Raw genomic sequence first — 12,112 nt, 5'->3', positions numbered from 1 at the left:
AGCAGACGGAAATATATAGGGTCCTGATTTTTCCTGAGATTACCATCCCATGTGATAAAAAGCCCAGATGCGTTCTACGTTCATGGGTAACCATTCATTATAACTTCTCCAATGTTCATATTTGGGCAGTTTGATGATTTTTTGCAGCTTGTCGGGGCTGTGGGTTCCGTTATCCATTGCTGTTTTAACCGCTGTCATGAGGTCTTCCAGATATTCGCGTTGTTCTGTAACCACAGATGCAGGATCAATAGCAGGTTGGTTTGCGGGGCCATGGGCGGAAATTACATAATCAACATCTAGCTTTTCAATTTCCTTTAAGGAACGGACCCATTCATCTGGCCAAAAATCGGGCATCATTCTGAAGGCAACGCGGCGCGGGGTTACGATATCGACGACAAACAGAAACTTCTCTTCAGGGATACGCATGACAACAAGACTTTCACCATGGTTAGGACCAAAATGGAGAAGTTCCAAAGTACGGTTGCCCAGAGTAAGTGTATAGTTTTTGTCAAAAGTTATGGATGGAATTGGTGTGACTGCGTTTGGATGGTCGCCAAGTTCTTTTACAATATTCTTATGACCAACAAATTTTGGATTATCATCTTTAAAAACAATGCCGCCAGAAATATGATCATGATGGTTATGGCTGTAGACAACGTATTTAACTGGCTTATCAGTGATTTTACGAATTTCATTTTTAAGAAGTTTCGCTGCCTTCGGGTTTAACGGATCGGTTACAATCACACCTTCGTCTGTGACGATGAATACGTTTCTGTAGACCCACCAACGAAAGACGTAAATCCCATTACCAACTTTCTTGACACTATGCCCCCATTGTTCGCCGCCTATGGGCTCTGAGACTGGAGGAACGCTTGTAGCTGAGGCCAAGCCGGAGAACATTAATCCGACAAGGAGAACGATGATACCTGTATGTTTTGTCATAACGACACCTATGCGTAATATGTGGGGAAATTATTTACTTGAAGCGAAAGGCAACATTCTTTGCATGATGCCGTCTTTTCGAACAAACTTGTGGAAAAGGGCAGCACCGACGTGACCAGCAACCATCAAGATGAGAAGATATGCACTGGCCCCGTGGATAAATTTTGCTGTATCTGCCAGTTGCTGGTCTTTGCCGATTAGATTAGGCATATCAAACACACCAAACCAGGAAAGCGGGTGTCCACCAGCAAATGTCATCAGCATCCCACTGATCGGCATAATTAAAAGAACACCATAGAGAGCAAGGTGGAGACCGTGTGCTGCGAAATATTCCCATGCCGGGGCATTGTCATCTTTAGGTGTGGCATTTGAGAGGCGCCAGAAAATGCGACCAAGTAAAAGGAAAAACAGGGTTAGGCCGATGGATTTATGCATCCCCATTACTTTGAACTTTTCAGGGCCAATTGGCAGGCCGTTCATGGAATTGGCGAGAATAAATAAGGCGATAATCATTGCGAACATTCCCCAATGTAGGAATTTGCTCACGCTGCCGTAAGTTTGCTTGTTGTCGGTAAGTTGCATTGTCTTGTCCTCGTTAATTGATTTGTTATGAAGAGGATATGCTTGATTTTGATATCAAAAAAGCATAATTATTATATCATCATGATTGTTATTATAGATCGTTTGGGGTTGTGATATGACATTGGATCAATTGACTGTCTTATGTGCCATTGTTGAAAATGGTGGATTTCGTGCAGCTTCAGAGAAGCTTCATCGCAGCCAGTCAGCGATCAGCATTGCTATTAAAAAGCTGGAAGATGAGCTGCAAATCAGCCTTTTTCTGCGCAACCAGTATCGACCTGTCCTGACAGATGAAGGGCGTTCCCTATATGAAAAGGCCAAGACGGTTTTGGGCCATGCTGAAGATTTTACTAACTTGGCTGAGCATTATGCACAAGGTGAGGAACCTGAATTACGTCTGGCTATGAGTGCAATTATGCCAGTTGAGAACTTGATGCCCATCATCTCAGATGTGACGCAAGCTGCCTCAGCCACAAGGTTGAGCTTATTGGTTGAAAACTTGCACGGCACGATGGAACGCTTGGAGGACGGTGATGCTGACATTGCGATCACAGAATTTCTTCCCAATGAGATGGACTATGAATATGTGGTGTTAGGTACAGTTGAGTTTGTTGCTGTTGTTTCAGCGGCATCAACTTATGCTGCTGAAGCTGCCTCTTTGAGAGAACGGGACTTAGAAGACTCGGTGCAAATTGTTGTACGAGACACCAGTCGACACAGGGAAAAGAAAACCGTAGGTGTGGTTAAAGCCACGACACAATGGATGGTTAATGATTTTAATATGAAAAAACGAATTATTACATCTGGAATAGGTTGGGGACGGATGCCATTGCACATGGTAGAGAGTGAATTAAAGTCTGGTGAGCTTCTTCTTTTGAAGTCGAGCGATTTTGATCCAATAGAAGCCACCATTAAAATGGTACGTAAAAAGCGTAAGCTTGTTGGGCCGGTTGCAGAAAAGCTTTGGGGTTTAATGAAAGAGCGTGCCTTTAATTGACTTTGAAGTCTCTAAATTCATTCAGTTGTTTTGGATGCCTTATTATATCTGTAAGCTGTTTGTGCTCTGGTCAAACCGAGTGAGCGTCCTGCTTCTGAGAGGTTGCCTTCGGCTTGAATAACAGCTTCACCAATGATCATATTTTCTAGTTCTTCAAGGGGTAAGTTTTGATCTAGAATTTGGCGAACGAAATCTCTAAATTCTGCACGTTGGCTATGTGTTGAAGCTCTGTTGCCTGTGAGGCCACCTTCTTTATTCAAGACAGACATTGTTGAATGGTAATCTTCCTGACTGGTAAAGAGATGGGAAAGGTCAATGGGGGCATTATTTGATGCGAGTATGACAGCGCGTTCAATAATATTTTCAAGTTCGCGAATATTGCCGGGATAGTGATAGTTAAATAAAGCGTCCACCGCGCGTTCGGTAAAGCCTGTTACATTGCGTTTATGTTTCTCAATATATTTATTGAGGAAGACTTCCATTAAGAGGGGAATGTCATCTCTGCGTTCGCGAAGCGGGGGGATGCGAATGGGAAAGACATTTAAGCGGAACCACAGGTCTTCGCGAAAACGTTTCTCATCGACTTCTTCTTTCAGATCAACGTTGGTGGCGGCAATAACTCTGACATCTACATTTCTTATTTTTTCATCGCCGACACGTTCGATTTCACCATCTTGTAGGGCGCGAAGAAGTTTACCTTGTGCGGTAAGGGTGAGGGTGCCGACTTCATCAAGAAAGATTGTACCGTTATTTGCGCGTTCAAAACGTCCTGCGCGTGAAGTGCTGGCACCTGTGTAAGCGCCTTTTTCTACACCGAAGAGCTCGGATTCAATTAGTGTGTCAGGGATTGCTGCACAGTTGAGTGCGATAAACGGTTTTTCTTTACGTTCTGAAATTTCATGCAACGTTTTGGCAAAGGCACCTTTACCGACGCCAGTTTCACCAAGAAACAGGACGGTGGCGTCTGTAGAGGCAACCTTTTGTAAGAGATGGCAGACGGTTTGGAAACCCGATGAGGCACCAACAAGGGATTTGAATGTTGCTGTGCGTGGTTCTTCTTGCGTTTCAGACTGTTTAAAAGAACTTCGAACACGGGTTGAGGTCTTCTTATGAGGGGCTTGGTAGTTTTCGCCTTGAAAGTCGGGTGTGAGATATTGGATGCCATCAATATCATCCCAATCGCGTAACGGTTTGCCAACAACACGGCAGTGTTCAGCCCCCATTGCGCGACATTCAACTTCTTTATAGAGGATGCGTTTGCCCATAAATCGCGTGCTATGGCCGCAGGCATAACCGATTAAATTCCAGCAGACTGGATCTGTTGAGGGGGGAAAGTGTTTTAAATGAGCATCTACTTCTGCAGAATCTCGCCAGATAAACTCCGTATGGAAGTGGCCATTTTCCACATCAATATCAAGTTTTACGGGTTCGACTGAGACGACGCCTTCTAATGCATGTAGGGCAGGGCCGACGGCCATGATGTCAAGGTGAGAGGCATTGGGGCGAATCTGTGTGGCCATTTCAGCATCGGTGACGCCAGAGGTGTAGCCCATGCGCGTCAGAATACCACGGGCTTCTTCTATGCCATAGGTTTCAATCATGTCCTTTCGAAGGGCAGCCATGGTGACGACATGCTGCAAGATCATGCGTTGGGTCCCCAACCAAATGCGACCATCGTTTGGGGTGAAGCGTAACTGTTCCATCAGGTCACTATATTCAGGTAACCCCAATCCTTTTATGGAAGGATGTTTTGTCGATTCATGGCTCTTCTTGGAATGGGGCATGCTCTTTTCTCAATGAAATTGGCTTTGTTAGATATTTGATCGTCTCATTTTTTCTTCAAGATGAAAATGAAATAATCATTTTAAATAAATCACTTAGTGGGTGGCTACCGTCTTTTCCTTCAAAGAGGCAATCCTAAAATGCATGAAACATATTGACAGTTTCATGGTTAGGCACCTATAACAATTGTGCGCATAGAGAACAAGTGTTCGAAATGTGAACTTTGCCTCTAAGTAGAAAGTCGTTTTAACTCAGATGAGTTTTACGGCTTTCCTTTATATCTGGGAGATTTTAAATGAAATTTGTGAAAACGTCACTCCTGACGTTATTGGCCTCAACGGTAGCATTACCGGTATTGGCTGAAGAGGCGGGCAACAAAGCAGGTAAAGGCTGGTTAGCCCGTGAGATTATCGGTGATAAACTTGAAAAAGAATACGGCATCCAAATTGACGGACTTGCACAATTCTCAGTAGCTTTTGGTGAACATGCATCAGATTCTAACGATGACTTCTCAGCGACTGGTAATGGTGGGCCTTTGTTCTTTAAAGAAGATGATGGCTTTCACATGGATCAACTTCATCTGTTTGTTCATAAAGATGCCAAATCAAGTGTTGTAAGCCGTGTGACACCAACACCAGCGCCCGCACCAGAAGAGATCGATATCGGGTTTGGTTTTCGTTCCGTTTATGGTTCTGCGGCATATTTCATGACGACAGAAGGCTTTGATGATGGTTGGTCGTTGAATGGTGATTCTGCTGACCCATATGCACCAAATTCAACGGGTGAAGTTTATCGTCTGGCTATTCCAGAAATGTATGTAGATGTGTCTACACCCTTACTGGGCGGTACAAACTTTATGGTTGGTTCATGGATGAGCCCGGTGGGTGATGATATTGGTTTTCCAATGGACCCACCTAACAAGTTCTATTCGCACCCGTGGTCATTCCAATATACACCGGCAAAGCATGTAGGTGCATTGATGTCTTCAAAGCTTGCTCAAAATGAGTCAGGTATCTGGGGTGCTGAATTCGGTGTTGTTCGCGGTTGGAACAATATGGATGATAAGAATGGTGATTTTTCATATATCGCGAACTTGCGTTGGCGTTCAAACGATATGAGGACCTGGATAGATCTTGAATCTATCCATGGTAATGAAGAAGAATCAGACAATTCTATTCTTTCTAATAACCCAGGCCCGCTTCGTGTAAAGAGTACAGACGGTGCCATGCGCCATCTCTATGTTTTGGATGCCTCACACGCAATCAATGACAAATATACTGTCCGTGCAGCAGGTATCTATGGCACGCAGGAAGCGGGTAATATTACCTCTGATCCAGGTGCCGCAGCTGGTCACCTTATTACAAAAGACAGCAAGTGGTACGGCCTGACGGGTGAGCTGAGCTATCAATATAGTCCTCAAACAACATGGAACTTCCGTGCAGAATGGTTGAATGACGACAATGACGGTGATGCCGCAAAGTTTAACGCACAAGCTGGTGATTATTATGGTCTGACAGCGAATGCAAATTATAAGATGAATGACTTCGTACAGTTGCGTCCTGAAGTTCGTTGGGACAAGTTTAATAGCTCTGTCGACAATGTTAATTACTTCCCAAACAATGAAAATGATCAATTCTCATTCATGTTTGATGCAGTGTTTAATTTCTAAGTCTGACCTCCCTGGTTTGACCCAAACTGGACCTGTCCCTTTTTTGGACAGGTCTTTTTTTTGCCTTTGATTTGATGATTCCATCAATCTATTTGAAGTGAAGTCAGCCTAATTGATCATATGATTAATTGCTATGAATTGTGCGTTGCGAAGATGTGGCTTGGAATAGCGTGTATAAGGTTATTTATTTAATTTAAATCAAAGTGTTATATTTATTTTGCAGCTGCGAAAATAAGGATTTGGCACGGCCTTTGCGATTATCAGGGCAAGGGTGAACAAGGGTTCATCTTATCGATAGCGCAAAGGAAAGGAGGAGAGAGGCTTTGATCGCATTACTGCGATTTTGCAAGAGCTTCACTTATGTTGCGAGAACATTCCAACAGCTTTGGTAGCACTGTATCTTTCATGGATTTAATTGACATGCGTGATGTATGGCTACTGATGTTAACAGCTGCAATCGTTTGATGATTGTTATTAAAGATCGGGGCACCGATTGAAATAAGCCCCATCTCAAGTTCATCCTCAACGATCGCAAAACCTTCTCGTCGTGCCTGATCAATAATGGCTTTTAATGTATCGATATCTGTAACTGTTTTTTCTGTATGTGCTTGAATGTCTACATCGTCGAAATAACTGTTCAGTTTATCAAAAGGCAGACCAGCCAGATGTACGCGCCCCATTGAGGTCGCATAGGCAGGAAGACGGGTACCGATGTTCAAGGTAATGGACATCACACGCTGGGACGTTGGTACACGCGCAACATAAACCACATCAAACCCATTGAGCACCGATGCTGAACAGGACTCCTGAACTTCATCTGTAAGCTTCTGCATGAAGGGGTACGCCACTTCATTCAAGCCAAGAGATGATAGGTAGGAATAACCAAGGTTTAGTGTTCGTGGAGTGAGGGAAAAAAGCTTTCCATCGAACTCTGCATAGCCCAATTGGACGAGTGTGTGAAGCAAACGTCTTGTCGCAGCACGTGATTGACCAGTGATCTTGGAAACATCAGCTAAAGTTTGGTGTGACGTATCGTGTGTGAACGTCTCAATAACCTGCAGACCTTTGGCTAAAGATTGCACAAAAGTACCGGAATTAGAGTCGGATTTACTTGACATAAAATACAACCTCACCTAATGTGTTCGTTATAAGAACTTATGTTCGCATTGCGCACACATTAAGAGTTAGAAAACAAACATGCAAGTTGTTTCTAACGGAAATGGTGGCGGTTTCATAGTCTTCAAATCAATGAATTGAGCTGAAGACAGGATTCACGGCTCTGCGAATTATTATAAGCAGACCATTCTTACAGGGCGGAACTATCCGCAAAATGGGAGACAATTTATGACTGAGTACCAAACAGTATTTGGTTCCTTAAGAGACTTTGATAAGGGCCATATTGAAATCATCAATGACAAACCGATGCATTATGCATTTTCAAACGTCTTTGAAGTTGCATCTAATTCAGCGCCTTATGAAAAGGTTGCTGTTGCAAAGAACCTTGAAAATGTAATCGAAGCGGTTCGCATTGAAGGTGACTCACCTTGGTATACAAACGCGCATGATGAATTTGCGATTGTGATGGACGGTGAAGTCGAAGTTCATGTCTACAAAGCTGTAGATGGTGAAAAAATCGACGAAGAAAAAGAAGGTACTCATCTTGCTGAAGGTGAACCAAAGGGCCCGAAAATGGGTATGGCTGTTCTTAAGCGCGGTCATCAATGCATCATGCCAAAGGGTTGTGTTTATCAGTTCCGTGCACGTGAAGTTGGGGCGCTTATTCAACAAACAATTCAAGGCCCGCTGACTGTCGAGAAATGGGCCGAGATTTGTTACACCTGATTTCGCTTTTTTCGAAATTCAGACATACGCACCTTTAGATATAGATATTGAATTACGGGAGTAATTTTAAAATGGATACAATTGCTGTAAAAGCGAGCGCAATTAATAACCGTACGGGTTACCGCTCTTTCGAACTTGGTTCTTTCAAATTTGAACGCGACGAATATTTTGTTTACATCACATGGCCGACAAAAAACGGTGATATGACACATTATATGTCAGCTGATGTTTTCTTGCGTGCCATGATGCGTGATGTTGCTTGGGGCTTCTTTTTCTATCAAGTAAACTTTGATCATGTATTTGGTACAAATAACCTATATGGCCAAGTTGAAATGTTCTCTGGTAGCTTTAACGCAACCTTTAAAGAACAGGGCCTCGACCTTTTGGAAACCTTTGATACGCCAATTATTATGGCGACTTTCAAGGAAATCCTAGATGATTGGACAAACGAAGGTTTTGATCCGTTTGCTGCACCTGAAGAAACAGGCACTGCATGGTTAGGTGCGAAAAACGGTAACAACCGTGATGCCATTAATCGTGAGCGTGAAGTATGTACGCGTATGGTTGGCCTTAAAGGTGACTCACCTTTGCGTACAGATGAAGCAGGCTATCCTGTAAATCGTGCGTTTGCAGATGTTGCACAAGATGCACCTGAAGTTCATGTTGAACCAGGCTTTGAAGAAGAGTTTGGTGCCATCAACATGTATGCATATTTGTCTCGTTCTGACGTGACGTGGAACCCGTCGATCAGTTCAGTTTGTAAAACAAGCCTCTATTGTCCAACAACTGAAGAATACATCCTGCCGATCAAACACGGAAATGACCGTGTTGAATGGTTCATTCAATTCTCAGATGAAATTAAATGGGAAGTTGAAAACACCGAAGACGGTAAACCTCGTGCCAAGGTTGTTATGAAAGCTGGTGATGTTGCGGCGATGCCAGCCGATATTCGCCACCAAGGTTTCTCTGCCAAACGTTCGATGCTTTTGGTTTGGGAAAATGCAAACCCTGAAGTTGTGCCTATGCATGCCGAAGGTGAAATTCCACCATATCCGGTTGAATTTTAAGAACTCCTATCCCTAGGAAACTATAGGGGAGGGAGTTCTTCCCGGCTCTCTCCCCGTTTTTTTAATTACTCAACGTTTTTGACACACCGTCAGAAGCGGACAGGAAAGATCTGTCTACAGGAGACCAGTTCGATGACTATTCAGAACAAGCTATTTATTGGTGGTGAGTTCGTTGATGCTGTTGATGGCGGCACAATTGATGTACTCAATCCCCATGATGGTAGCCTAATCACAAAAATTGCTGAAGCCCGTGAAGCCGATGTGGATCGCGCAGTTGAAGCCGCTAAAAAAGCTGAAGCAGGCTGGCGCAGAATGTCGGCTATGGATCGTGGTCGTTTACTTCTGAAATTAGCTGATGCCATTGAAGAAAATGCTGAAGAAATTGCCCAGCTTGAATCATTGGATACTGGTCACCCTTTAAAAGATACACGTTTTTTGGATGTGCCACGAACTGCGGTTACGTTCCGCTATTTCGGTGGCATGGCTGATAAATTTCAAGGCGATGTGATCCCTGTAGAAAGCGGCTTCCTAAATTATACCCTACGCCAACCCATTGGCATTGTCGGGCAAATCGTTCCTTGGAACTTCCCTTTGATGTTCACCAGTTGGAAAATGGGCCCTGCACTAGCTGCTGGAAACTGCGTTATTCTTAAGCCGGCTGAAATTACACCACTCAGTACCCTCAAGATTGCTGAGTTGATGAAAGAAGTCGGCTTCCCCGACGGGGTGGTCAACATCGTCCCCGGCTATGGTCAGAGTGCTGGCCAACGCATTGTTGATCACCCCGACATTCATAAAGTTGCGTTTACAGGGTCAACCCCTGTGGGCAAACATATTGCACGTTCGGCTGCTGATAACCTGAAGAAGCTTCAACTGGAGCTTGGTGGTAAAGGCGCAAATATTGTCTTTGACGATGCCAATATCAACGCCGCTGTTGGTGGTGCGGCTTTTGCCATTTTCCATAACCAGGGCCAAGCCTGTATCGCGGGTTCTCGCCTTATTTTGCATGAAGATATTGCAGATGAGTTTCTGGAAAAATTCGTTTCGTTGGCCAAATCCATCAAGCTGGGTGATCCACGTGTGGATGGCACTGAAATGGGGCCCTTAACATCAAAAATGCATCAAGAACGCGTTTTGGAATATTGCCAGATTGCCAAAGATGAAGGTGGTGAAATCCTTTGTGGTGGTAAAGCGCCTACTGATCCTGCACTTGCAGATGGTTGTTATGTGGAACCAACCATCGTGCGTGCAAAACCAGGCGATCGCGTATGTCATGAAGAAGTCTTTGGCCCGTTTGTGGCGGTAACGACCTTTAAGACAGACGAAGAAGTCATGGAAATCGCCAATTCAACTGAATATGGCTTAGGTGGTGGTCTTTGGACAACCAACCTGCAACGTGCCCATAAAGTCGCTGAAAACATGATCGCCGGTATGGTTTGGATCAACTGTTACAAGCGGGTTAATCCCGGTTCTCCATTTGGCGGTGTTGGTCAGTCCGGCTATGGCCGTGAAATGGGCTTTGAAGTGATGCGTGAATACACTCAGGTGAAGTCAATCTGGGTGAATGTCGATGCCGAAATTCCACCATATTACAAGAGGTAAGGTAAGATGGCTGAATTTTTATCTTTAAAAGAAGCAGTAGCAAAATACGTACAAGATGGTGATACGCTTGCCATGGAAGGGTTCACACATTTGATCCCCCATGCCGCAGGTCAAGAGATCATTCGCCAAGGTAAAAAAGACCTGACATTGATCCGTATGACACCGGATTTAATCTACGATCAATTGATCGGTATGGGGGTTGCCAAGAAACTGGTGTTTTCTTGGGGCGGTAATCCGGGGGTGGGTTCTCTTCATCGTTTACGTGATGCCTATGAAAAATCATGGCCGCGCAAACTTGAAATTGAAGAACATTCCCATGCGGCGATGGCGTCGGCTTATGAAGCCGGGGCAGCCAATATGCCGTTTGCTGTGATCAATGGTTATTTGGGAACGGATTATCCCAAGGTGAACAAAAATATTCGCTCGATTACGTGTCCGTTTACGGGCAAAGAATTCTCAGCGGTTCCCTCAGTTCGACCTGATGTTGCTGTGATCCACGCCCAACGCGCAGATCGTCGCGGTAACGTTCATATTTCCGGCATTGTAGGTGTTCAAAAAGAAGCCGTCATGGCTGCGAAACATTCCATCGTAACGGTGGAAGAAATCGTAGATGAGTTGGATACAGCAAAAACAAATTCATTTGTGCTGCCTCGCTTTGTCGTTGGGGCCATTTGTGAAGTGCCCAGTGGCTCATTTCCTTCATATGCCCATGGGTATACCACCCGAAACAACGCTTTTTACAAAGTGTGGGATGAGATTGCACGGGACCGTGAAAGCTTCACCCAATGGATGAAAGCATATGTCCTCGATGTTCCTGATTGGAATGCAACTTACGAAAAACTAAAGGAGGACGGTTATGTCTGAGTATACCCCAGATGAGATTATGACCATCACAGCAGCACGTATGTTGCAAAATGACCATGTGTGTTTTGTCGGCATTGGTATGCCAAGTGCAGCTGCAAATGTGGCGCGTCTTTCCCATGCACCCGATGTGGCTTTGATTTATGAATCTGGCACGGTTGCAACAAAACCGGATGTTCTACCACTTTCCATTGGGGATGGAGAATTGGCTGAAACAGCGCGTGCGGTTGTATCTGTGCCGGAAATGTTTCGCTACTGGCTACAAGGCGGCAAGATTGATGTCGGTTTCCTTGGTGCTGCCCAAATTGATAAATACGGCAACATCAACACCACCACCATCGGGGACTATGATCACCCGAAAGTCCGTCTCCCCGGTGGTGGTGGTGCCCCTGAAATTGCAACACAGGCCGGTGAAATTTTTATCATCATTCGTCAATCCCATCGTGGGTTTGTGGAAAAGCTCGATTTCGTCACATCGGTTGGACAATACAAAGGCGGCAACAGCCGTGATGCGCTTGGCATCCCCGGTAAAGGACCAACTGTGATTGTGACCGATCTTGGGGTTCTCAAGCTTCACCCTGAAAGTCGTGAATTCATCATGACAACTCTGCACCCTGGTGTGAGTAAAGAGCAATGTTCTGCGGCCACAGGTTGGGAGCTGAAATTTGCTGATGAAATGGATGAAACCATTCCACCAAGCGACGACGAATTGAAAATTTTGCGTGATTTGAATGCACGCACAGCAAAAGCACATGAAGGAAAATAACC

The 12,112-nt window shown here is 44.6% G+C and carries 11 protein-coding genes; 7 read left to right on the top strand and 4 right to left on the bottom strand.

What is annotated here, in order from left to right; genetic code table 11:
* Positions 1 to 39: 39 nt before the first annotated feature.
* The gene (locus MTBPR1_RS06310; RefSeq protein ID WP_069186727.1) at positions 40 to 942 is read right to left on the bottom strand and encodes an MBL fold metallo-hydrolase; all 903 of its coding nucleotides are present in this window, start codon (positions 940 to 942) and stop codon (positions 40 to 42) included.
* Positions 943 to 972: 30 nt separating this feature from the next.
* Entirely contained in the window at positions 973 to 1,524 is a 552-nt protein-coding gene (locus MTBPR1_RS06305) for a cytochrome b (RefSeq protein WP_069186726.1), read from the bottom strand.
* 115 nt (positions 1,525 to 1,639) lie between these two features.
* On the opposite strand from MTBPR1_RS06305, the gene MTBPR1_RS06300 reads away from it, so the two are divergent.
* A complete protein-coding gene (locus tag MTBPR1_RS06300) occupies positions 1,640 to 2,521 on the top strand; it encodes a LysR family transcriptional regulator (protein ID WP_069186725.1) in 882 nt (293 codons plus the stop codon).
* A 17-nt stretch (positions 2,522 to 2,538) separates the two neighbouring features.
* Here MTBPR1_RS06300 and MTBPR1_RS06295 read toward each other — a convergent pair whose 3' ends face one another.
* Positions 2,539 to 4,224, bottom strand: coding sequence for a sigma-54-dependent Fis family transcriptional regulator (locus MTBPR1_RS06295; protein ID WP_205631216.1), 1,686 nt, complete (start codon positions 4,222 to 4,224; stop codon positions 2,539 to 2,541).
* 374 nt (positions 4,225 to 4,598) lie between these two features.
* On the opposite strand from MTBPR1_RS06295, the gene MTBPR1_RS06290 reads away from it, so the two are divergent.
* Positions 4,599 to 5,972, top strand: a complete 1,374-nt coding sequence (locus MTBPR1_RS06290; RefSeq protein ID WP_069186723.1) for an outer membrane beta-barrel protein — start codon at positions 4,599 to 4,601, stop codon at positions 5,970 to 5,972.
* A gap of 332 nt (positions 5,973 to 6,304) precedes the next feature.
* Here the strand turns inward: MTBPR1_RS06290 and MTBPR1_RS06285 are convergent, their stop codons facing one another.
* Positions 6,305 to 7,090, bottom strand: a complete 786-nt coding sequence (locus MTBPR1_RS06285; protein WP_069186722.1) for an IclR family transcriptional regulator domain-containing protein — start codon at positions 7,088 to 7,090, stop codon at positions 6,305 to 6,307.
* Positions 7,091 to 7,316: 226 nt separating this feature from the next.
* Here MTBPR1_RS06285 and MTBPR1_RS06280 point away from each other — a divergent pair, with 226 nt between their 5' ends.
* From MTBPR1_RS06280 to MTBPR1_RS06260, 5 genes are all read left to right on the top strand, one after another.
* On the top strand, positions 7,317 to 7,814 hold the full coding sequence (locus MTBPR1_RS06280) for a cupin domain-containing protein (RefSeq protein ID WP_069186721.1): 498 nt from the start codon (positions 7,317 to 7,319) through the stop codon (positions 7,812 to 7,814).
* A 71-nt stretch (positions 7,815 to 7,885) separates the two neighbouring features.
* Entirely contained in the window at positions 7,886 to 8,881 is a 996-nt protein-coding gene (locus tag MTBPR1_RS06275) for a hydroxyquinol 1,2-dioxygenase (RefSeq protein ID WP_069186720.1), read from the top strand.
* Positions 8,882 to 9,013: 132 nt separating this feature from the next.
* Positions 9,014 to 10,483, top strand: coding sequence for an aldehyde dehydrogenase family protein (locus MTBPR1_RS06270; RefSeq protein ID WP_205631215.1), 1,470 nt, complete (start codon positions 9,014 to 9,016; stop codon positions 10,481 to 10,483).
* A gap of 6 nt (positions 10,484 to 10,489) precedes the next feature.
* Positions 10,490 to 11,347, top strand: a complete 858-nt coding sequence (locus tag MTBPR1_RS06265) for a CoA transferase subunit A (RefSeq protein WP_069186719.1) — start codon at positions 10,490 to 10,492, stop codon at positions 11,345 to 11,347.
* Entirely contained in the window at positions 11,340 to 12,110 is a 771-nt protein-coding gene (locus MTBPR1_RS06260) for a CoA-transferase subunit beta (RefSeq protein WP_069186718.1), read from the top strand. Before MTBPR1_RS06265 ends, MTBPR1_RS06260 begins: the two co-directional genes overlap by 8 nt.
* Positions 12,111 to 12,112: the final 2 nt, after the last annotated feature.

The organism is Candidatus Terasakiella magnetica (assembly GCF_900093605.1).
Classification (GTDB): domain Bacteria; phylum Pseudomonadota; class Alphaproteobacteria; order Rhodospirillales; family Terasakiellaceae; genus Terasakiella; species Terasakiella magnetica.
This window is presented reverse-complemented; position numbering and strand designations above follow the sequence as displayed.